At 67.9% G+C, this 22,331-nt stretch carries 19 protein-coding genes and 1 pseudogene; 17 read left to right on the forward strand and 3 right to left on the reverse strand.

Annotated elements, in window-relative coordinates:
- Positions 1-34: 34 nt before the first annotated feature.
- Positions 35-1,333, forward strand: coding sequence for a citrate synthase (locus AC5Y3P_RS01125; protein WP_500044041.1), 1,299 nt, complete (start codon positions 35-37; stop codon positions 1,331-1,333).
- 34 nt (positions 1,334-1,367) lie between these two features.
- Entirely contained in the window at positions 1,368-2,795 is a 1,428-nt protein-coding gene (locus AC5Y3P_RS01130; RefSeq protein ID WP_500044042.1) for an MFS transporter, read from the forward strand.
- On the opposite strand, the pseudogene AC5Y3P_RS01135 reads toward AC5Y3P_RS01130, so the two are convergent.
- Positions 2,792-4,370: pseudogene (locus AC5Y3P_RS01135) on the reverse strand (phytoene desaturase family protein). The gene AC5Y3P_RS01130 and the pseudogene AC5Y3P_RS01135 sit on opposite strands and share 4 nt — an antisense overlap.
- Positions 4,371-4,467: 97 nt before the next feature.
- Here AC5Y3P_RS01135 and AC5Y3P_RS01140 point away from each other — a divergent pair.
- From AC5Y3P_RS01140 to arfC (AC5Y3P_RS01155), 4 genes are all read left to right on the forward strand, one after another.
- Positions 4,468-4,830, forward strand: a complete 363-nt coding sequence (locus AC5Y3P_RS01140; protein WP_500044043.1) for an FKBP-type peptidyl-prolyl cis-trans isomerase — start codon at positions 4,468-4,470, stop codon at positions 4,828-4,830.
- 147 nt (positions 4,831-4,977) lie between these two features.
- On the forward strand, positions 4,978-6,003 hold the full coding sequence (gene arfA / locus AC5Y3P_RS01145; RefSeq protein ID WP_500044044.1) for a channel-forming protein ArfA/OmpATb: 1,026 nt from the start codon (positions 4,978-4,980) through the stop codon (positions 6,001-6,003).
- A 12-nt stretch (positions 6,004-6,015) separates the two neighbouring features.
- A complete protein-coding gene (gene arfB / locus AC5Y3P_RS01150; RefSeq protein WP_500044045.1) occupies positions 6,016-6,171 on the forward strand; it encodes a channel accessory protein ArfB in 156 nt (51 codons plus the stop codon).
- Complete coding sequence (gene arfC / locus AC5Y3P_RS01155) at positions 6,168-6,794, forward strand: channel accessory protein ArfC, sunset domain variant (RefSeq protein WP_500044046.1); 627 nt, start codon at positions 6,168-6,170, stop codon at positions 6,792-6,794. The genes arfB (AC5Y3P_RS01150) and arfC (AC5Y3P_RS01155) overlap by 4 nt, the downstream gene beginning before the upstream one ends.
- 56 nt (positions 6,795-6,850) lie before the next feature.
- Here arfC (AC5Y3P_RS01155) and prrA read toward each other — a convergent pair whose 3' ends face one another.
- Positions 6,851-7,558 (reverse strand): two-component system response regulator PrrA, encoded by a 708-nt coding sequence (gene prrA / locus AC5Y3P_RS01160; RefSeq protein WP_500044047.1) that lies wholly within the window; start codon positions 7,556-7,558, stop codon positions 6,851-6,853.
- Between the two features lie 217 nt (positions 7,559-7,775).
- Between prrA and arfA (AC5Y3P_RS01165) the strand changes: the two genes are divergently transcribed.
- The 6 genes from arfA (AC5Y3P_RS01165) (at position 7,776) to AC5Y3P_RS01190 (ending at position 15,436) form a co-directional block, all read left to right on the forward strand.
- The gene (arfA, locus tag AC5Y3P_RS01165) at positions 7,776-8,780 is read left to right on the forward strand and encodes a channel-forming protein ArfA/OmpATb (protein WP_500044048.1); all 1,005 of its coding nucleotides are present in this window, start codon (positions 7,776-7,778) and stop codon (positions 8,778-8,780) included.
- Positions 8,781-8,792: 12 nt separating this feature from the next.
- Entirely contained in the window at positions 8,793-8,936 is a 144-nt protein-coding gene (gene arfB / locus AC5Y3P_RS01170; RefSeq protein ID WP_500044049.1) for a channel accessory protein ArfB, read from the forward strand.
- A complete protein-coding gene (gene arfC, locus AC5Y3P_RS01175) occupies positions 8,933-9,889 on the forward strand; it encodes a channel accessory protein ArfC (protein ID WP_500044050.1) in 957 nt (318 codons plus the stop codon). The genes arfB (AC5Y3P_RS01170) and arfC (AC5Y3P_RS01175) overlap by 4 nt, the downstream gene beginning before the upstream one ends.
- A 91-nt stretch (positions 9,890-9,980) precedes the next feature.
- Positions 9,981-11,615 carry a serine/threonine-protein kinase PknH/PknJ gene (locus AC5Y3P_RS01180; RefSeq protein ID WP_500044264.1) on the forward strand — a complete coding sequence of 545 codons (1,635 nt, stop codon included), beginning with the start codon at positions 9,981-9,983 and terminating at the stop codon, positions 11,613-11,615.
- A gap of 111 nt (positions 11,616-11,726) precedes the next feature.
- Positions 11,727-13,598, forward strand: a complete 1,872-nt coding sequence (locus AC5Y3P_RS01185; protein WP_500044051.1) for an ABC transporter ATP-binding protein — start codon at positions 11,727-11,729, stop codon at positions 13,596-13,598.
- The gene (locus tag AC5Y3P_RS01190) at positions 13,595-15,436 is read left to right on the forward strand and encodes an ABC transporter ATP-binding protein (protein ID WP_500044052.1); all 1,842 of its coding nucleotides are present in this window, start codon (positions 13,595-13,597) and stop codon (positions 15,434-15,436) included. The genes AC5Y3P_RS01185 and AC5Y3P_RS01190 overlap by 4 nt, the downstream gene beginning before the upstream one ends.
- 45 nt (positions 15,437-15,481) lie before the next feature.
- Here AC5Y3P_RS01190 and AC5Y3P_RS01195 read toward each other — a convergent pair whose 3' ends face one another.
- Positions 15,482-16,966 carry a carboxyl transferase domain-containing protein gene (locus tag AC5Y3P_RS01195; RefSeq protein ID WP_500044053.1) on the reverse strand — a complete coding sequence of 495 codons (1,485 nt, stop codon included), beginning with the start codon at positions 16,964-16,966 and terminating at the stop codon, positions 15,482-15,484.
- A gap of 92 nt (positions 16,967-17,058) precedes the next feature.
- Between AC5Y3P_RS01195 and AC5Y3P_RS01200 the strand changes: the two genes are divergently transcribed.
- From AC5Y3P_RS01200 to AC5Y3P_RS01220, 5 genes are all read left to right on the forward strand, one after another.
- Positions 17,059-17,793: an enoyl-CoA hydratase gene (locus AC5Y3P_RS01200; protein ID WP_500044054.1), complete on the forward strand. Its 735-nt coding sequence runs from the start codon at positions 17,059-17,061 to the stop codon at positions 17,791-17,793.
- A 36-nt stretch (positions 17,794-17,829) separates the two neighbouring features.
- Positions 17,830-19,008, forward strand: coding sequence for an MBL fold metallo-hydrolase (locus tag AC5Y3P_RS01205; RefSeq protein WP_500044055.1), 1,179 nt, complete (start codon positions 17,830-17,832; stop codon positions 19,006-19,008).
- A 116-nt stretch (positions 19,009-19,124) separates the two neighbouring features.
- Positions 19,125-21,626: an HAD-IC family P-type ATPase gene (locus tag AC5Y3P_RS01210; protein WP_500044056.1), complete on the forward strand. Its 2,502-nt coding sequence runs from the start codon at positions 19,125-19,127 to the stop codon at positions 21,624-21,626.
- A 43-nt stretch (positions 21,627-21,669) separates the two neighbouring features.
- Positions 21,670-21,870 carry an antitoxin gene (locus tag AC5Y3P_RS01215; protein ID WP_500044057.1) on the forward strand — a complete coding sequence of 67 codons (201 nt, stop codon included), beginning with the start codon at positions 21,670-21,672 and terminating at the stop codon, positions 21,868-21,870.
- Between the two features lie 12 nt (positions 21,871-21,882).
- Positions 21,883-22,323 (forward strand): type II toxin-antitoxin system Rv0910 family toxin, encoded by a 441-nt coding sequence (locus tag AC5Y3P_RS01220; RefSeq protein ID WP_500044058.1) that lies wholly within the window; start codon positions 21,883-21,885, stop codon positions 22,321-22,323.
- Positions 22,324-22,331: the final 8 nt, after the last annotated feature.

Here is a 22,331-nt window from a genome sequence, read left to right on the forward strand (position 1 = left end):
ACTGATGCAGCTGACGAGCGCAGAAGGGGATGTTGTGGCTGACGATTCCACCCTCGACACCGCCACCCTCCGGTACCCGGGGGGCGAGATCGACTTGGACATCGTCCAAGCGACCGAGGGATCCGACGGCTTCGCGCTGGGTTCGCTGCTGGCGAAGACCGGCTACACGACCTTCGACGGCGGCTTCGTCAACACTGCCTCGACCAAGTCGGCGATCACCTACATCGACGGCGACGCCGGGATCCTGCGCTACCGCGGCTACCCGATCGAGCAGCTCGCCGAGAAGTCGACCTTCATCGAGGTCAGCTACCTGCTGATTTACGGTGAACTGCCGACCGCCGAGCAGTTGACGGATTTCACCACCCGGATCCAGCGGCACACCCTGCTGCATGAGGACCTCAAGCGGTTCTTCGACGGCTTCCCACGCAACGCGCACCCGATGCCGGTGCTGTCCAGCGCGGTCAACGCGCTCAGCGCCTACTACCAGGACTCGCTGGACCCGCTGGACAACGCCCAGGTGGAGCTGTCCACCATCCGGCTCCTGGCCAAGCTGCCTACCATCGCGGCGTACGCCTACAAGAAGTCCGAGGGCCAGCCGTTCCTGTACCCGGACAACTCGCTGACCCTGGTGGAGAACTTCCTGCGGATGACGTTCGGGTTCCCGGCCGAGCCCTATGAGGTCGACCCCGAGATCGTCCGCGCGCTGGACATGTTGCTCATCTTGCACGCCGATCACGAGCAGAACTGTTCGACGTCGACGGTGCGCCTGGTCGGCTCGTCGCAGGCCAACCTGTTCACCTCGATCTCCGGCGGCATCAACGCGCTGTGGGGTCCGCTGCACGGCGGCGCCAACCAGGCCGTGCTCGAGATGCTGGAGAAGATCCGCAGCGAGCACTCCGACGTCAAGGACTTCGTCCGCAAGGTCAAGAACCGCGAAGACGGCGTCAAGCTGATGGGCTTCGGCCACCGGGTCTACAAGAACTACGACCCGCGTGCCCGGATCGTCAAGGAGCAGGCCGACAAGATCCTGGCCAAGCTGGGTGGCGACGACGAACTGCTCGACATCGCCAAGTCGCTGGAAGAGATCGCCCTGAGCGACGACTTCTTCATCGAGCGCAAGCTCTACCCGAACGTGGACTACTACACCGGCGTGATCTACCGCGCGATGGGCTTCCCCACCCGGATGTTCACCGTGCTGTTCGCGCTCGGCCGGCTGCCCGGCTGGATCGCGCACTGGCGTGAGATGCACTCGGAGCCCAACAAGATCGGCCGCCCGCGGCAGATCTACACCGGCTACACCGAGCGCGATTACGCCGCGCTGGAATCCCGCTAGCCGGCGCCCGCACCGAACGCCGACGCCAGAGTCGGTGCCCACCGTGGTCGGTGAGCTGAGCGCACTGCGCAAGAGAATCATCTTGGCGACGTGCTGTCTGAGCCTGCTGATCGTGACGATGGACCAAACCATCGTCAACGTCGCATTGCCTTCCATCCGAACGGAATTCGACGCATCGGCAGCCGAGCTGCAGTGGGTCATCGACGTCTACACCCTGGTGTTGGCGTCGCTGCTGCTGCTGGCGGGCGCGGCCGGCGACCGCTGGGGCCGACGACGGGTGTTCCAGATCGGCTTGACGAGCTTCGCCGCGGGCTCCCTGCTGTGCAGCCTGGCGCCGTCGGCCGAACTGCTGATCGCGGCCCGGTTCGTGCAGGCCGTCGGCGGATCGATGCTCAACCCGGTGGCGATGTCGATCATCACCCAGGTGTTCACCGACCGGGTGGAGCGCGCCCGCGCCATCGGGGTGTGGGGTGCGGTGGTCGGTATCTCGTTGGCGCTCGGCCCGATTGCCGGTGGCGCGCTCATCGAGTACGTGGACTGGCGTTCGGTGTTCTGGATCAACCTGCCGATCTGCGCACTGGCGGTGACGTTGACCGCGATCGTCGTCCCGGAGACCAAGGCGGCCACACCACGGGCCTTCGACCCGGTCGGTCAATTGCTGGGGATGGCCGCGCTGCTGGGCGTGGTGTTCGCGCTGATCGAAGGACCCGCGCGGGGCTGGACCGATCCGATGGTGCTGGGCATGTTCGTCCTGGCGGCGGCCGCCATGGCCGGGTTCGTGGTCTACGAGTCGCGGCACCCGGAGCCGTTCATCGACTTGCGGTTCTTCCGCAGCATCCCGTTCACCGGCGCCACCGTGATCGCGATCTGCACGTTCGCCAGTTACGGTGCGTTCCTGTTCATGATGTCGCTGTATCTGCAGAGCTACCGCGGCTACAGCGCAATGCAGACCGGTCTGCTGTATCTGCCGTTGGCGGTGGGCAGTTTGGTCTTTTCCCCTTTGTCCGGCCGGTTGGTGGGTCGGTACGGCGGGCGGCCGTCGCTGGTGGCGGCGGGTGTGCTGCTCACCGCGTCCGCGGTGGCCATGAGTTTCATGACCGCCCAGACCGCGGTGTGGCAGCTGATCGTGATCTTCGCGGTGTTCGGCATCGGGTTCTCGTTGGTCAATGCGCCGATCACCACGGCCGCGGTCAGCGGTATGCCGTTGGACCGCGCCGGGGCGGCCTCGGCGGTGGCCACCACCAGCCGGCAGATCGGGATCAGCCTCGGCGTGGCGCTGTGCGGATCGATTGCCGCAGCGGCGATCTCAGCTCCGGACGAGCACTTCGTGGAATATGCCGATGCGCTGTGGTGGGTGTGCGCCGGGCTGGGTGTGGTGGTCCTGGTACTGGGGTGGTACTCCACCTCGCGAACCGCGCTGCGCTCGGCGGAGCGACTGGCGCCGCTGATCGGCGCACATTAGATCGGTCCGGCCAGCACCGCCATGGCTGCGTTGTGGCCGCCTATACCGGAAACCGCACCACCGCGGCGGGCGCCCGAGCCGCACAGCAGGATCCGGTCGTGGTCGGTGGCCACGCCCCACTGCTGCGCCGGGGTGTCCAGAGCTTCGTCGTCGTCGGCCCACGGCCAGACCAGACCGCCGTGGAAGATGTTGCCTGCGGTCATGTTCAGCGCCCGTTCCAGATCGGCGGTGGTCTTGGTCTCGACGCAGGCCCGGCCGTCGGCATCGGTCATCAGCACGTCCTGGATCGGTTCGGCCAGAACCGAATTCAGTGACCGCAGCGCAGCCTCGGTGAGTTCGTCGCGTCGGCTCCCCAGGTCCTGACCGGTGACCAAGGCGTGCGGCACATGCAGCCCGAACAGCGTCAGGGTGTGCGCACCGGCGGCGCGCAACTGCGGCGACAGGATGCTCGGGTCGCTCAATGAATGGCAGTAGATCTCACAGGGCAGCGGGTCGGGGATCTGGCCGGCGGCGGCCTGGCGGTAGGCCCGGTCGAGTTGGTCGAAGGTCTCGTTGATGTGGAACGTACCGGCGAACGCTTGCTCGGGTCGCACCGTCGGGTCACGCAGCCGGGGCAGGCGGTGCAGCATCAGGTTGACCTTGAGCTGGGCGCCCTGCACCGGCGCGGCGGGCGGCTCGCCGAGCAACTCGGCCAGCACCGTGGGGGTGGTGCCGCACAGCACGTAGCGGCCGGTGACCCGATGCTCGGCCGAGTCGTTTCGGTACCTGACCTCGCCGTCCGGCGTGATGCTGAATACCTCGGTGCCGGAGGATATCTCGGCACCATGGCGGGCTGCCGCGGCATGCAGCGCGCCGGTCACCGCGCCCATCCCGCCGACCGGCACGTGCCAGGCTCCGGTGCCGGCGCCGAGCAGGTGGTACAGCATGCAGACGTTCTGCACCAGGCTCGGGTCATCGAGTGCTGCGAAGGTTCCGATCAGCGCGTCGGTGGCGATCAGGCCCCGCACCAGGTCGTGGTGCGCCGCGGCGATAATGGCCGAGCCGATCGGCTGCTCGATGAATTCGCGCCAGGCCCGAGCACCGTCTGCGCCGGTGGCGGTGACCCGTCGCAACAACTTTGAACGCCGCGGTAGGGGCTGAATCATACTGGGCCACAACGGCTCGGTGATCATCACTGGCGTGGGCGTAGAACTGATCGAAGCCGGGCCGGTCGGACCCGGCGCCAACCGCGGCGAACGGGTTCCCGATGTCGGTGGACCCACCGATCAGCAAGCCGGTTCGACCCGCTGTGACCGGATCGGGGGTGTAGCTGGCATAGCGCCGGTGCGACAACCGGACGGTGGCGCCCAGATCGGTGCAGATCTGTGCCGGCAGCAGACTGACCAGGTAGGAGTAGCGCGACAGTTGGGCGTCCACGCCGGGGAACGCTCGGGCCGACACTGCGGCACCGCCGACGGTTCGGTCGCGTTCCAGCACCCGCACCCGCAGCCCCGCACGGGCCAGGTACCCGGCGGCCACCAGTGCGTTGTGGCCGCCGCCGACCACGACGACGTCGTAGTCACAGGTCGGTCCCACCGCACCAGTGTGCGGTGCGACGAGGGCCGGGCGACCGAATTGGGGGAATCTCACGGCGTTCACCGCGACTCGTCGACGACGGTCTAATGTCTATGCAATGACGGAAAAACCCGAGATTGAGTTTCCCGACGGCCCAGCCCCGAGCGAGTTGCTCATCGAGGATTTGGTGGTTGGCGACGGTGCCGAAGCGGTGCCGGGTGGCACGGTCGAGGTGCATTACGTCGGCGTCGAATACGACACCGGAGAAGAATTCGACAGTTCCTGGAATCGCGGCCAGAGCATCGAATTCCCGCTGCGTGGGCTGATCCAGGGTTGGCAGGACGGTATCCCCGGGATGAAGGTCGGCGGACGGCGCAAGCTCACCATTCCGCCCGAGCAGGCCTACGGTCCGGCCGGTGCCGGACACCGACTGTCCGGCAAGACGTTGATCTTCGTCATCGACCTGTTGGGCACGCGTTGACGATTCCGTGATCCGAAAGGCGGAATTGTCTCGACCGAAAGTTTTTGGTCTCCGTTTCGGGTGGAACAGGCCCTTATCCGATCGGATTTATCTTAGGCTTCGATCGTTCGCGTGAGCAAAATCACGACAGTTGACGATGGAGGTCCCATGCCGGATCCCGATGAAACCCGAACGATCACAGGTTGGCGACCAACATCACGGTTTTATCGCCGCGGGCTCGGTCCGGGTTGGTGGTTGGCATTGCTGGCCGTGCCGCTCTTGCTCGGATTACTGGGCTGGGGTCTGGGCGGACAGTCCAAGGACGTCGACGTGGCGACGCCCAACATCAGTCCGACTCTCACCGTTCCGTCGGTGACAGCGCCTGACGCCAACCTGCCGTCGCTCGCCGGGTTGCTCTCGATCGTGCGCAACGGCAACGATTTCACTCTCACCGGTGACCTTCCGGACATCTCGATTCGAGACGGTCTGTTCGACCGGTTGCGCGGCATCTTCGGTGCGAACATCAACCTGGTTGACCGGTTGAACATCAAGGCCGGGGTCGAGGCGCCGGATCTGTCGGGCATCGAGGGCGTGCTGCGCGCGGCGATCGACATCCCGGATTTCAACTGGGATCTCGCCGACGGCATCTTGACGCTGTCCGGGCGGGCGCCCAATGACGCGGTCAAGGCCGGAGTCGAGGCCGCAGCCAAGGCGGCATGGCCAAATGCCACGATCGACAACCAGATTCAGGTCGCCACGACCGCGCCGACCACTTCGCCCGCCGAAACCACGACGTCGCCCACCGAGACCACGCCGGCCGCACCCGCGGGTGGTTGCGACAACCTGCAGGCGGACATCGGTTCTGCATTGAATGCGCCGATCAATTTCGAGACCGACGGTTTCACGTTGACCTCCGGTTCCCAGCAGATGCTCAGTGTGGTGGCCGACAAGATCACGGCCTGCCCGGGCGCCCGGATCTCGGTGGACGGCTTCACCGACAACACCGGCAATGACGCGATCAACATTCCGTTGAGCACGAACCGGGCCAAGTCGGTGGCCGATTACCTGGTGGCACAGGGTGTTGCGGCCGATGCGGTCAGTTCAAAGGGGCACGGGTCGGCCAACCCGGTCGCCAGCAACGACACCGCGGAGGGCAAGGCCCAGAACCGTCGCGTCGAGATCACGGTCAACTAAGGAGAATTGGACATGGATTTCCTCATCCAATGGATTTGGTACCTGGTGGCGTTCGTGGTCGGCAGCCTGGTTGCCTGGGTGATCACGGTCCTGACGGTGCGGCGGACCAGCGAGGAAGAAGCCTTCGCGGATCTACCCGGGTCACGTGAGATCGGAGTACGGGGATGAGCGACGTGAACTGGTGGTTGATGGTCCTGTCGTTCGTCCTCGGCCTACTGCTGACCTTCGCGTTCATGATCCGGCGGGTCACCCGTGAAGTCCCGATCTACGCCGCGCTGGGACGTGGTCCCGGCGTGGACGTCGACGCACCCAAGGTCAAAGCGCCCGAAGCCAAGACGCCAGATGTCAAGGCGCCCAAGGTGGAATCACCCACCGTCGAAACCCCCAAGGTCGCGGCTCCGACCGGCCAGACCCCCGAGGTGGACGTCGAACGCACCGAGGTGATCAGCACTGCGAAAGCTGAGACACCCGACGTCGACGTGAAGAAGGCCGCGGCCGCCGGAGCGGCGACCGCAGCCGGGGCCGCGGGTGCGGCCAAGCTGACCGGCGGCACCGGCGACGTCGAGATCGCCGACGAAGCCCCCTTCGGTGCGGGCTCGGTGCGGCTGAAGTCCGGCGGTAAGACCGGTCCGAGTGGTTATTCGATCAAGGGCAACGAGGACTCGATGCTTTACCACACGACCGACAGCCCGTCGTATGAACAGACCATCGCCGAGGTCTGGTTCCGGGACGAGGAAACCGCGCGCAAGGCCGGGTTCCAACGCTGGGACATCAACATCAAGAAGAAGTAGCCGACCGCAGATCGCCGGCCGCGACCCTCGGGTCCGGCCGGCGCTGTGGTATCTGGCTACTGGTTGCGCAACACGAAACCGACACCGCGCACGGTGTGCAGCAACCGGGGTGCACCGTTGGCTTCGAGCTTGCGGCGGAGATAGCCGATGAACACGTCGACCACGTTGGTGTCGGCGGCGAAGTCATAACCCCACACCAGTTCCAGCAACTGGGCGCGGGACAGCACCGCGGTCTTGTGCTCGGCCAGCACCGCCAACAGATCGAACTCACGCTTGGTCAGATCGACGTCCATCCCGTTGACCCGGGCCCGCCGGCCCGGGATGTCGACCTCGAGCGGGCCCACCGTGATGGTCTCCGACGAGAACGTCGCCGCCGACCCGCGCCGGCGCAGCAGCGCCTTGACCCGCGCCACCAACTCGGCCAGCACGAAAGGCTTGACCAGATAGTCGTCGGCGCCGGCCTCCAGACCGGCCACCCGGTCGTCGACCGAGCTGCGGGCCGAGAGCACACACACCGGCACGTCGTTGTCCATCGCGCGCAGCGCGGTCACCACGGACACCCCGTCCAACACCGGCATGTTGATGTCCAGCACGATCGCATCGGGACGGGTCTCGGTGGCCCGGCGCAGCGCCTCGGCGCCGTCGACGGCGGTCGACACCTCGAAACCGGACAGTCGGAGTCCGCGTTCGAGCGAGGCGAGCACGTCGGCGTCGTCGTCGACCACCAAGACCCGGGGAGAGGCAGCACTGTCCATGCCCGCCATTTTGCCTGACCGTGACGTCCGGACGCGGGAGGTGCGGTGCGGCGTCGCTGCGCCGCACCGACATGCGGTGGCCCGCAAAGTCGGCAAATCCGCGTTCATCTGGGTCGTCGGATGGTTGTAGGCGCGTTTCGCGAACGCGGAATGGCTGCTCAGTGTGGTGCGTCGACCGCTGAATTTCCGGCTGCCGGCCATGGTGGCTACCAGAGGAGAAGGACGCATGACGCAGTCACGCACGACCTACTACCGGCGCCGGCCAGGGCTGGCCTGGTTGGCCGGCGCCGTCGCGGTTCCGCTGCTGATCGCCGGGGTCGGCTTCGGGGTCTCGGAGAGCCGCGGAGCGCAGGACACCACGGTGGCCACCTCGGCCCCGGCTGAGCCGATCAACGTCGGGCCGCTGACCGTCAGCTTCGGCGACGACGGGATCACCGCCAACGGCGTGCTGACCACCGAGGACGCCAAGCAGCGTCTGGTGGACTCGTTGCAGACCGCGGCCGGGGACGTCAACGTCGTCGCCAACGTCGGGGTCGACCCGCAGGTCACCGCCGCGGTCACCGGGCTGGACTTCACCGATGCCGGCCCGGTGTTCGAGGCCGGCCGACAGCTTCCGAAGTTCGGATTCGTGGTCGACGGTTCGAGCATCGCGCTACGCGGCACGGCCATCAGCGAAGCCGACTCCCAAGCCGTGCAGGACGCGGTGGCCGCGGTCTGGCCGGGTCTGACCGTGGTCAACCAGATCGACATCGACGAAACAGCCACTGCCACAACGCCGGAAGCGACGCCCGCGACCCCTGCGCCGGAGAACCCCGCGACCCCTGCGCCGGAGGACCCCGCGACCCCTGCGCCGGCAGACGAGAATTGCGCGAACACCCTGGCCACCGAGCTGCTCACTACATTGACCGGCACACCGCCGTATTTCGGCGTCGGGGAGACCACCGTGAACCCCGAGTTCGAACAGGCGCTGATCCCGCTGGCCGGCAAGCTGGCGGCCTGCCCGAGTGTCCGGCTCACGGTCATCGGCCACACCGACAACACCGGCGACGAGGCCGGCAATCAGGCGCTCAGCGAGAGCCGGGCCCAGGCCGTGGCGGACGTGCTGATCGCCAACGGCGTGGCTGCAGAACGGCTCGAAGTGGTCGGCCAGGGTGCCACCACACCGATCGCCGACAACAACACCGAGGACGGGCGGCAAAAGAACCGCCGCGTCATGATTCGGCTCAGCTAGGAGCTTGACACTATGAACTTGATCATCCCGTGGCTGTGCTACCTGGCCGCCTTCCTGATCGGTTCCGGCATCACCTGGGTCGTTCTGGCGGCAGCGATCAAACCCACCAGTGCTCATCAGGCGGCGCTGACCACCGAGACGGGGGCACGCCGATGACCGGCGTCAACTGGTGGCTGGTCCTGTTGGCCCTCGCGCTCGGCAGCATCGTGACCATCGCATTGACGGTACGCCGGGTGCAGGTGCGCACCGCCGCGCCGGCGGTCGGCGCCCAACCCGACTTCGGCTCGGCGCCGACCACCGAAATCCCGGTCGTCCGACCGGATGCACCGCCCGCGGGGGCGGCGCCCACCGAACGGTTCGGGACGCTCGACTATCCCACCACCACGGCCGCGACGGCCGTAGTGGCACCGCGCTCCGCAGCGCGGCGGACCGCGGTGGTGGCCGGGGTGCTGGTCGGTGCACTGCTGGTCGCCGGCGTCACCTGGGCGGCGTTGAATGACCGGTCGGCCAACGCAACCCAGACCGAACAAGCCGCCGAACCGGCGGCGCCGATCCTGGCCTCCACCGCGCTGTTGGTGCCGGAGTCCGATGTCGCCGACGTCGTCGGTTCGGCGGTGCCGTTCACCGGCACCTTCGTGCCTGCCCTGGCCCCGTTCAACGAGAGTGCACTGATCGACGCCCCGGAGTGCTACGGGGCGTGGGCGCCCTTGCAGCAGGTGGTGCTCGGCGACACCGAACCCACCCGGGCGGCGACTCGGATCCTGCAGAGCCCGGATCCCACCGCTCCGATCGTGGTCTTCGACGGTGTGGTCTCCTACCCCAGCCGGGACGCCGCGCAGCAGGTCTACCAGCAGCAACTGGACGGCTGGCGGGCTTGCGCCGGGCGCAGCGTGACGACCGCCGGCACACCCTTCGTGTTCGGTGATGTCGTCGAGGCCGACGGCGTGGCCTCGATCCAGCAGCAGGGTGTACTCAACCCGAAGTACGGCTGTGATCGTGCGATGACGGTGCGCAACAACATCCTGATCGAAGCCCGGGCCTGCCGGACCGATGTCAGCGGCCAGGCGGTGGACCTGGTCAACGCGATCGCCCCGAACATCCCGAACTGATGGTGATCGGTGAGGAGCCGTTGACGTGACGCTGCACCCGGGCACGGTGTTCGCCGGATACACCATCGAGCGACAACTGGGCACCGGCGGGATGGGCACGGTCTACCTGGCCCGCCACCCCGACCTGCCGCGCAGTGAGGCGCTCAAGGTGCTGTCCAAGGAACTCCCCGCCGACCCGGACTTCCGGGCCCGGTTCCTGCGCGAGGCCGACGTCGCCGCCGCGCTGGACCACCCCAGCATCGTGTCGGTGCACCAGCGCGGCGAATTCGGCGGCCAGCTCTGGATCGCCATGCAGTTCGTCGACGGTGCCGACGCCGACGCGGTGGTGCGGGCCCGGTTGATGACACCGGCGCGCGCTGTGCACATCGTCGGTGAGGTGGCCAAGGCGCTGGACTACGCGCACCAGCGCGGCGTGCTGCACCGCGACGTCAAGCCGGGCAACTTCCTGCTGTCCGGGGGTTCGGACTCCGAAGAGCGAGTGCTGTTGGGGGACTTCGGGATTGCCCGTGCGCTCGGCGACGTCGGATTGACCGCAACCGGTTCGGTGATGGCGACCATCGCCTACGCTGCACCCGAGGTGTTGACCGGTCAGCCGGTGGACGCCCGGGCCGACATCTATTCGCTGGGCTGTTCGCTGTACCAAATGCTCACCGGTGCAGCCCCGTTCGCATCGCCGAACGGAATCGCCGCGGTGATGGCCGCACACCTGCACGCGGCACCGCCAACGGTCAGCGACCGGGTGCGGGGCATGTCGCCGCGGATGGACGCGGTGATCGCCACCGCGATGGCCAAGGATCCGGCGCAGCGGTTCGGTTCGGCGCGCGAACTCGCGGCCGCCGCCGCGCAGGCGCTCGGTGAGGTCGCGGCTCCGGGCGCTTCGCTGGCCGAAACCGTCGATTTCCCAGGACCTTCGGCCCCCACCACGCCGATCGCCGTCTGGTCGCCGTCGGTGCCGCCGGTCCCGCCGCGGGGTACTGCGCAGAAAAGCAGACGCGGCCGGTGGCTGGCGGTGGCCGGCGCGCTGGCGACCGTGGTGGTGCTGGCGGTCGGCGCGACCGTGCTGCTGCCCTCAGGTCCGGATGCCGCGGAGCCGGATCCGGTGGCCGCCGAGGCCGCTGAGGCCACCGAGGGTACCGCTGAGCCGATCATGGCCTCGAAACTGCCGAATCTGCTGCTGACACCGGCCGAGGCCGCCGACATCCTGGGCGCTCCGACCCTGACGATCACGGCTACGGTCAACCAACCGGCCACCGATCCGACGGCCGAACAGTTCTTCCACGAATGCGCGACGGTGTTCATTCCCGGCCAGTACGTCGCCTACGCGGGTACCGGCTGGAAAGCCGGCCGGGTCCAGTTGCTGCAGGACAACCCGTCGCGCGCGCTGTTCGTGCTGAACCAGGCACTCATCACCTTCGGCACCCCGGCGGAAGCCCAGAAGTCCGTCGATGATCAACAGGTGCGGTGGCAGGCGTGCGCGGGCCGCACCTTCGACGCCAAGCTGTCAGACGACCTGCCGGAGCAACACACCACGTTCGGTCAGATCAGCGACGAGGACGGTGTGCTGTCGGTGATCACCACCAAGGACGACGTCAACAACTGGCGCTGCCAGCGGGGCCTGACCGCCCGCAACAACGTCGTCATCGATCTGCAGGCCTGCCGCGTCGACCTGGTGGACCAGGGCCTGGTGGCCCTGCGCGCGATCGCCGACAAGCTGGACGCCGCCTGAGCCTGCCGCCCGGGCGGTGGCACACCCGGTGACCTGCCGGGAAGACCGGTACCGTGCCGACTGTTGAGTCTGGCAGGAAACGGTCGACGGGTGAGAATCGATACCAGTTCAGTGACGGATACAGCCAGGCGTGCGGAGCCGCGGGTCGCCGCGGCGCCGCAGCGGATCCGCAGCTACTCCGACCTGCTGCGGCTGCTGCCGTACCTGTTGCCCTACCGGTTGCGCTGGATCACCATGCTGGTGGTGGCGGTGGCCAGCCTGGCCGCCACCATCGCGATTCCGCTGATGACCAAGGCCGTGATCGACGGCCCGGTGCGGCACCAGGATCTGTCCGGTCTGTGGGTTCTGGGCGCCGCAGCGCTGGCCGTCGGCGTCACCGAAGCCGTGCTGTGGTTCATCCGGCGGTGGTTGGTGTCCCGGGCGACCATGGGTGTGGAAGCCGACATCCGCAAGGACCTCTACGCCAAGCTGCAGATCCTGCCGATGTCGTTCCACGGCCGTTGGCAGTCCGGTCAGCTGCTGTCCCGGATCATGAACGACCTGGCCACGGTGCGCCGGTTCCTGTCCTTCGGTGTGGTGTTCCTGCTGCTCAACACGCTGCAGATCGTGGTGGTGACCGCGATTCTGCTGGCCATGTACTGGCCACTCGGGGTGGTCGTGCTGGTGTCGATCGTGCCGATCGCGGTGACCGTGCTGCACTTCGAGCGGCAGTTCATCCGGTTGTCCCGGGAGGCGCAGGACCAGGCCGGGGTGGTCGCCACGCACGTCGAGGAGGGGGCGCTCGGGGTGCGGCTGGTCAAGGCCTTCGGCCGCGACGAGTACGTTTTCGACCGCTTCGACCGCGAGGCCCGCGAACTCTATGACCTGCAGGTACGCAAGGTGCGGGTGTCGGCGCACTTCTGGACGCTGCTCGAGGTCATTCCCAATCTGACCCTGATCGTGGTGTTGGGCTTCGGTGCCTACGCCGCGGGACACGGCCTGGTCACGATGGGCACGCTGGTCGCCTTCATCACGATGATGCTGTCGCTGGTGTGGCCGATCGCCTCACTGGGTTTCCTGCTGTCGATGATGCAGGAGGCGATGACGGCGTCGGACCGGATCGTCGAGATCTTCGACGAACCGCAGGTGATCACCGACGGCCCGATCGAGCAGGCGCCGCGGCGCGGCCGACTGGAACTGCGCGACGTCGGCTTCCGTTTCCCGGACTCGGACACCTGGGTACTGCGCCACGTCGATCTGAGTGTCGAGCCGGGCGAGACGGTGGCGCTGGTCGGTGCCACGGGTTCAGGCAAGTCGGTACTGGTGGCGCTGCTGTCGCGGCTCTACGACGTCACCGAGGGACAGATCCTCATCGACGGGGTGGACATCCGCGACCTGAGTTTGGCGACGTTGCGTTCGGCGGTGGCCACCGCCTTCGAAGATCCGACGCTGTTCTCCATGTCGGTCACCGAGAACCTTGAGCTCGGCCGGCCCGCAGGGGATGCCGGCGCGGACGAGGTGGCCCGGGCGATTGACATCGCCGCCGCGGACTTCGTCTACGACTTGCCCTACGGTCTGGACACCCGGATCGGTGAGCAGGGCATGAGCCTGTCCGGTGGTCAGCGGCAACGACTTTCGTTGGCCCGTGCGGTCCTGGCCGAGCCCGCGGTGCTGGTGCTCGACGACACCTTGTCGGCGCTGGACGTGCACACCGAAGCCGAGGTCACCGCGGCGCTGCGCCGGGTGCTGGGCAAGGTCACCGGGATCGTGGTGGCCCATCGGGCCTCGACGGTGTTGTTGGCCGACCGGGTTGCGCTGCTCGACGGCGGCACCATCGCGGCGATCGGCCCGCACGCCGAGTTGTTGGCCACGGTGCCGCGCTACCGCGACCTGCTGGCCGCCGACGACGAGCTCGAAGACGATCTGGAGCACCAAACCACCTGGGAGAGCGACGACGAACTCGATCGGCTGCGCGACGAGTTCGAGAAGGCCAAGCGGCTGTGAGTACGCCTGAGCCCAGGACCGAACCGCGGTGGCGCGGTCAGTTCGACGAACCCGACGCGCAGGACCACCCGATCGACGAGACGGTGCCCCGGCGCCGGGAGGCCCGCGCCCTGCTGTTCTCGTTGCTACGCCCGTTCCGGGTGACGGTCGCCGTGCTGGCACTCGTCGTGGTGCTGGAGAACGCCGCGCGGTTGTCGGTCCCGATTCTGGTGCAGCGCGGCATCGACCGCGGCATCCCGCCGATCGCCGAGGGGGGATCGGCCCGCGAGTTGACCACGATCGTGTTGGCGCTGTGCGCCGTGGTCAGCGTGCAGGCGCTCACCCGGATGGCGTTTTTGAAACGGTCTGGGCAGGTGGGCCAGAAGGTCCTGCTGGAGTTGCGGCGCAGACTGTTTCGGCACTTCGGCCGCCTCGACGTGGCCTTCCACGACCGCTACACCTCGGGGCGGGTGGTGAGCCGTTCCACCAACGACATCGACGCCATCCAGGAGATGCTGCAGAACGGCTTCGACAGTTTGATCACCGCCGCGTTGACGTTGGTGGGCACCGCGGTGCTGCTGGTGGTGCTGGACTGGCGGCTCGGTCTGATGTGCCTGGCGGTGTTCCCGTTCCTGGTGGCGCTGATCGCCTGGTTCCGGTCCGAGTCGGCGAAGGCCTACCGCGAGGTGCGGGAGAGCGCGGCACTGGTGATCGTCCAGTTCGTCGAGACCATGACCGGGATCAAAGCCGTGCAGGCCTACCGGCGCCAACCGCGCAACCAAGAGATCTTCGACGAGGTCGCCGACCGCTACCGCGACATCAACGAGAAGACCTTCAAACTGGTGGCGATCTTCATGCCCGGGGTCAAACTCGTGGGCAACCTGACCACCGGGATCGTGCTGCTCTACGGCGGCTATCGGGTGCTCAACGGCGAGATGACCATCGGCACGTTGGCGGCCTTCCTGCTGTACCTGCGGATGTTCTTCGAGCCGATGCAGGAGATCACCCAGTTCTTCAACACGTTCCAGTCGGCGGCCTCGGCGCTGGAGAAACTGGCCGGGGTGCTGGCCCAGCAGCCGGCCATCGCCGACCCGCCGACCCCGACGCCGCTGGGCCAGGTGCGCGGCGACATCGAATTCCACGGGGTGACATTCGGTTACACCCCGGACCGCCCGGTGCTGCCGGAGCTGGACCTGAGCATCCCGGCCGGACAAACCGTCGCCGTCGTCGGCGCCACCGGGGCCGGCAAGACCACGATCGCCAAACTGATCGCCCGGTTCTACGACCCCACCTCGGGTGTGGTCACGCTCGACGGCGTCGACCTGCGCGCGGTGGCCCAAGACGAACTGCGCCGACACGTGGTGATGGTGACCCAGGAGAACTTCCTGTTCTCCGGCACCGTCGCCGACAACATCCGATTCGGACGCCCGGACGCCACCGACGCCGAGGTGCGCGCGGCAGCCCGCGCGGTCGGCGCCGACGGATTCCTGGCCGCGCTGCCCGACGGGTACCAGACCGACGTCGCCAAGCGCGGCGGTCGGCTCTCGGCCGGACAGCGCCAACTGATCGCCTTCGCGCGGGCGTTCCTGGCCGACCCGGCGGTGCTGATTCTCGACGAAGCCACCTCGTCGCTGGACATCCCCAGTGAACGCATGGTGCAGCGCGCGCTGCGCACGGTGTTGACCAACCGCACCGCGGTGGTGATCGCGCACCGACTGTCCACCGTCGAAGTGGCCGACCGGGTGCTGGTGGTCGACGGCGGCCGGGTGATCGAGGACGGTGCACCGGCCGAATTGATCCGTGGCTCCGGGCATTACGCGAGCCTGCACGAAGCCTGGCTGCACTCCCTGGCTCAGTGATTTCGGTGCGTTTGGGGGCGCCCAGCGCCCCCAAACGCACCGAAATCACAACAGGCCTAGGCGACGGTAGCGGGTTAGCCGGGCCGCACCGCGATCGGCGGCCGGCCGCGCCGTCAACGCGGCCACCTCGGCGGCGATCATCCGGGACAGCCGCTTGGTGAACTCGATGGGTTCGTCGGCGGCGTCCGGATACTCCGGCACGATCGCGTCGACGATCCCGTTGCGCAGCAGGTCAGTCGATCGAACCCGCTGCGCGGCAGCCAGTTCCGCAGCGTGCTCGGTGTCCCGGTACACAATCGCGCTGGCGCCCTCCGGTGGCAGCGGGGCCAGCCAGCCGTGCCGGGCGGCCAATACCCGGTCGGCGGGCACCATCGCCAGCGCCGGTCCGCCGCTGCCCTGGCCGAGCAGCACCGACACCGTCGGCACCGGCAGCGTCACCAATTCCGAGAGGCAGCGCGCAATCTCGCCGGCCAGCCCGTCCTCCTCGGCGGCCACCGACAGGGCCGGTCCGGCGGTGTCGATCACCAGCACCAGCGGCAGCTGCAAACCGGCCGCCAGCGCCATGCCGCGCCGGGCTTCGCGCAGCGCGGCCGGGCCCACCAGCCCGCCGACCACGCGTTGCTGACCGAGCAGCACGACCGGCTGGCCGCCGAGCCGGGTCAACGCCAGCAGCATGGTCGAGGCCTCACCGCGACCGGTTCCGGACAGCAACACCTGCTCGGTGCTGCCGTGCCGCAGCAGCTGCGCCACCCCGGGCCGGTCCGGTCGCCGCGAGGCCACCACCGACTCCCAAGCCGGCAGATCGGGAATCGGTTCGGCGGCAGGTGGTTTCGGTGCGATACCGGGCGGATCGGCGACCACCTTGAGCGCCCGGCCCAACGTGCGGCGCAGCCACTTGAGCGGGACCACGGCGTCGATCACGCCGTGGCTCTGCAGGTTCTCGGCGGTCTGCACACCCGGCGGGAACTCCTCGCCGTACAGATGCTGGTAGACCCGCGGCCCGAGGAACCCGATCAGGGCGCCCGGTTCGGCGACCGTGACGTGGCCGAGCGAACCCCAGGATGCGAACACCCCGCCGGTGGTCGGGTGCCGCAGATAGACCAGATAGGGCAGGTGGGCCTGCTTGTGCAGGGTGACCGCCGCGGCGATCTTGACCATCTGCAGGAACGCCACGGTGCCCTCCTGCATCCGGGTGCCGCCCGAACTCGGTGAAGCCAGCAGCGGTAACCGTTCGGCGGTGGCGCGTTCGACGGCGGCGGTGATCCGTTCGGCGGCCGCCACCCCGATCGACCCGGCCAAGAAGTCGAACTCGCACACCACCACCGCGACCCGCCGGCCGAACACCGTGCCCTCGCCGGTGAGCACCGATTCGTCCAGGCCGGTGCGCTCACGCGCGGTAGCCAGTTCGGCGGCGTAGGAAGCGCCGACGGGGGTGGCGACCGGCACCGAGTCGGCGTCGACGTCCCAGCTGACAAACGATCCCGGGTCGAGCACCGCGTCCCGCAGCGCGAAGGCACTGATCCGACTCATGCGCCTCACCATAGCCGCGCCCACCAGGCAAAACGGGTGCGACGCGGATTTCCCGGAGCAGCCGAAACCGTCGGGATATTAGGGTGGCGACCATGATCGGAATCACCCGCGACAACCACGTCATGACGATCGAGATGCAGCGCCCCGAGCGCCGCAACGCACTCAACAGCGAACTGGTCGACCGACTGCGTGAAGCCATCGAGCATGCCGGCGAGCAGGACATCCGCGCGATCGTGCTGACCGGTCAGGGCACGGTGTTCTGCGCCGGGGCGGATCTGTCCGGCGACGTGTTCGCCGCCGACTTCCCGGACAAGGCGCTGGCATTGAACCTGGCGATCGACAAAGTGTCGATGCCGGTGATCGCGGCGATCAACGGGCCCGCGATCGGCGCCGGACTGCAGTTGGCCATGATCAGCGATCTGCGGGTGGTCGCACCGGAGGCGTTCTTCCAGTTCCCGATCGCCAAATACGGTCTGGCGCTGGATGACTGGAGTATCCACCGGTTGGCGACGCTGGTCGGGCACGGCCGCGCCCGGGGCATGCTGCTCGGTGCCGAACGGCTGGACGCGCAGACCGCGCTGATGACCGGGATGGCCAACCGGCTGGGTACCCTGGCGGATGCGCAGGCCTGGGCGGCCGAGATCGCCGGCTTCGCGCCGCTGTCGCTGCAACACTCCAAGCGGGTGCTCAACGACGACGGGTGCTACACCCCGGAGTGGCCGCCGGTGCACAAGGAGCTGTTCGACAAAGCCTGGGGCAGCAAAGACGTGATCGAGGCGCAGGTGGCCCGGATCGAGAAGCGCGAGCCGAACTTCCTCGGGGCCTGAGCCGATGGCCGCCGCGAACCGCGCCGGGGCCCGCCGATGATCGGCGACGTGCTCAAACCCGCCGCCCGGGTGGTGCTTGGCAGCGCGGCCCTGGCGACCGGCGGCTGGGTTCTACGTGCGCTGCGGGGCACACCGGCGGCGCTCGGGGCCGGCCCGGGTGCCATCGCCGCGGTGTCCAACGGGTCGCCGAACTACCGCGACGGCGTGTTCCACAACCTGGAGCCGGCCTCGATGTTCAGCCTGACCCGCCAGGAGCAGTGGCGGCTGCTGCACGACATGTTCAGCGGCACCCAGTTCGGACCGCCGGTCCCGGTGCCCCTGGTCACCCCGGACCCGACCATCCCGGCCGCCGACCTGGCCGTCACCTGGTACGGGCATTCGTCGGCGGTGATCGAGGTGGACGGCTACCGGATCCTGGCCGATCCGGTGTGGAGCCAGCGCTGCTCGCCGTCGCGTTCAGTGGGACCGGTGCGGCTGCATCCGGTGCCGGTGCAGCTGGAAGCGTTGCCCGCCATCGACGCGGTGATCATCAGCCACGACCATTACGACCACCTCGACATCGACACCATCCGGCAACTGGCCCGCAGTCAACGCTCGAAGTTCTTCGTCCCGCTGGGCATCGGCGCGCATCTGCGCGGCTGGCACATCCCGGAGCAGCGGATCGTCGAATTGGATTGGGGCCAAAGCGCTTCGCTGGGCGAGTTGACCATCGCCTGCACGCCCGCCCGGCATTTCTCCGGACGGTTCCTCGCCCGCAACACCACGCTGTGGTCGTCGTGGGCTGTACTCGGTCCGCGGCACCGCGCGTTCTTCGGCGGCGACACCGGCTACACCACCAGCTTCACCGACATCGGGGAGCAGTACGGCCCGTTCGACCTCACCCTGATGCCGGTTGGTGCCTACCACCCGGGCTGGCCGGACATCCACATGAACCCCGAGGAGGCGGTGCGCGCGCACCGCGATATCACCGATCCCGGCGGCGGATTGTTCGTGCCGATCCATTGGGCCACCTTCCGGTTGGCTCCGCACCCGTGGTCTGAACCCGTGGAACGGATGTTGGTGGCCGCCGACGACGCCGCGGTGACCGCGGTGGTGCCGCGGCCCGGGCAGCGGGTGGCGGCATCGGCGCCGACTGCCGACCCGGCCCGGTCCACGCCGACGACGGCGGCGGCGACGCCCGCGAACCCCGCCGACGATGCCTGGTGGCGGGCCTGACCCGAGGTTCAGTGCCGAGCAGCAATGGGCGGCACACCCCGGTGGGCAAACCACCGCCGTGACATGCTGACGGCTGAGAATTCCAACCCGCTGGAAGCAAGGGGACGTTTCCGTCGATGACCACCGTAGTTTCGGCGCTCGGCCTGACCGACGCAGAGGTGGCCGAGCGGGTCGCCGCCGGCCAGACCAACGACGTCCCGACCCGCGCCGCACGCAGCGTCTCCGAGATCGTCCGCTCCAACGTCTTCACCCGGATCAACGCCATCCTGGGTGTGCTGTTCTTGATCGTGCTGGCCACCGGCTCGCTGATCAACGGATTGTTCGGTCTGCTGATCATCGCCAACAGCGGCATCGGCATCATCCAGGAGCTGCGCGCCAAACGCACCCTTGATCAGCTCGCGATCGTCGGGCAAGCCCGCCCGACCGTGCGACGTTCCTCGGGAACCGCGGCGCTGGCCCCCAACCAGGTGGTGCTCGACGACATCATCGAGATCGGCCCGGGCGACCAGATCGTCGTCGACGGCGAGGTGGTCGAGGAAGCCAACCTCGAGGTCGACGAATCCCTGCTCACCGGGGAAGCCGACCCGATCGACAAGGTGCTCGGCGACCGGATCATGTCCGGCAGCTTCGTGGTGGCCGGCACCGGCGCCTACCGCGCCACCAAAGTGGGCCGGGAGGCCTACGCGGCTCAGCTGGCCGAGGAGGCCAGCAAGTTCACCCTGGTGAAGTCCGAACTGCGCTCGGGCATCAACACCATCCTGCGGTTCATCACCTACCTGCTCTGGCCGGCCGGCCTGCTGACCATCTACACCCAGCTGTTCACCAACAACCCGGGGTTCGGTCAGGCGCTGTGGCGCGCGCTGACCGACGCGTTCGCCGGCCGCGACGGCTTCGGTCCGCTGCGGGAAATGCTGTTCAGCGACGAGTTCCGCAGCTCGGTGCTGCGCATGGTCGGCGCGCTGGTGCCGATGGTGCCCGAAGGTCTGGTGCTGATGACCTCGATCGCGTTCGCGGTCGGTGTGGTGCGGCTGGGCCGGCGCAAATGCCTGGTCAACGAACTGCCCGCGATCGAAGGCTTGGCCCGCGTCGACGTGGTGTGCGCCGACAAGACCGGCACGCTCACCGAGAACGGGATGCGGCTGGCCGACGTGCACCCGGTCGGACCCGACGCCGACGGCGACGGTCAGGGACCGTTGAACAGTCAGATCGCCAACGTGTTGGCGGCGTTGGCCGCCGACGACCCGCGGCCGAACGCCAGCATGCAGGCCATCGCCGAGGCCTACGCCGGGAGGCCGGATTGGACCCAGACCGCGGTGGCGCCGTTCAAGTCGGCCACCAAGTGGAGCGGGTCGTCCTACGGCGAGCACGGCAACTGGGTGATCGGCGCCCCGGACGTGCTGTTGGACCCGGGCTCCCCGGTGGCCGCCCGAGCCGAACAGATCGGCTCGGAGGGTCTGCGGGTGCTGCTGCTGGGTTCCTCGAATCGTCCGGTCGACGCCGCCGACGCGCCCGGCCAGGTCAGCCCGACCGCGCTCGTCGTGTTGGAGCAGAAGGTTCGACCCGACGCCCGCGCCACCCTGGAATACTTTGCCAGCCAGAAGGTTTCGCTCAAGGTCATCTCCGGCGACAATGCGGTGTCGGTGGGTGCGGTGGCCGGCTCGCTGGGTCTGCAGGGTGACACCATCGATGCCCGTCAACTCCCCGAGGACAACGACGAGTTGGCCGACGCACTCGATGAGTGCACCACGTTCGGCCGGGTCCGGCCGGATCAGAAGCGCGCCATGGTGCACGCGCTGCAGTCTCGCGGGCACACCGTGGCGATGACCGGCGACGGGGTCAACGACGTACTGGCGCTCAAGGACGCCGACATCGGTGTGGCGATGGGATCGGGCAGCGCGGCGACCCGCGCGGTCGCGCAGATCGTGTTGCTGGACAACAAGTTCGCCACGTTGCCGTATGTGGTCGGTGAGGGCCGGCGGGTGATCGGCAACATCGAGCGGGTCTCCAACCTGTTCTTGACCAAGACGGTGTACTCGGTGCTGCTGGCGCTGCTGGTCGGCGTGGCCGGACTGCTGTCCAAGGTCTTCGACTACGACCCGCTGTGGTACCCGTTCCAGCCCATCCACGTCACCGTCGCGGCCTGGTTCACCATCGGCGTGCCGGCGTTCATCTTGTCGCTGGCGCCCAACAACGAACGCGCACACAGTGGTTTCGTGCGCCGGGTGATGTTGGCGGCGTTGCCCACCGGCGTGGTGGTGGGGGTGGCGGCGTTCAGCAGCTATCTGCTGGTCTATCCCGGCCACGGCGCCTCGACGCAGGAGCAGACCCAGGCCTCCACCGCGACGTTGATCACGCTGCTGATCGCGGCCTGGTGGGTCTTGGTCTGCGTGGCCCGGCCCTATCAGTGGTGGCGGGTGGCGCTGGTGGCGTTCTCGGTGGTGGCCTACGTGGTGATCTTCGCGGTGCCGTGGGCGCGCGAACTGTTGTTGATCGACCCGACGAATCTGGCCATGACGACCACCGGGATCGGCGTCGGTGTGCTGGCCGCCGCGGTGATCGAAGCGCTGTGGTGGTGGCAGGGCCGGATCCTGGGAGAGCGGCGCAGCTTGTGGCACTAGGCTGACCGTTGGCAAACATCACGACACGAAAAGAGGTGGAGTTATGTCGTTCCTGGACAAGGCGAAGAGCCTGATCGGCAAGAACGCCGACAAGGTGGAGCAGGCCATCGACAAGGCCGGCGACTTCGTCGACGAGAAGACCGGCGGCAAGTACGCCGGAGCCGTGGACAAGGCGCAGGACGCCGCCAAGAAGGCCGCCGAGAAGCTGGACGAGACCCCCCGCGGGGACAATCCGCCTGCCTGATATCCATATCTCATGGCGAAGCTGTCTGTCTCAGTCGACGTGCCACTGCCGCCCGACCAGGCTTGGGAGTGTGCCGCGGATTTGTCGCGCTACTCCGAGTGGCTGACCATCCATCGGGTGTGGCGCTCCAAGCTGCCCGAGAACCTGGAAAAGGGTGTGTCGATCGACTCGATCGTCGAAGTCAAGGGCATGGCCAACCGGGTGAAGTGGACCATCGTGCACTTCAAACCGCCGGCTGCGATGACGCTCAACGGCGACGGCCGCGGCGGGGTCAAGATCAAGATGATCGCCAAGATCACGCCCACCGGCGACGGGTCGACGTCGAAGGTCACCTTCGACACCCATCTCGGCGGGCCGGCGCTGTTCGGTCCGATCGGAATGCTGGTCGCCGGGGCGCTCAAGAGCGACATCCGGGAATCACTGGACAACTTCGTGCGGGTCTTCGCTTCGTAGCGAACTGA

Source organism: Mycobacterium sp. NGS45 (assembly GCF_059812645.1).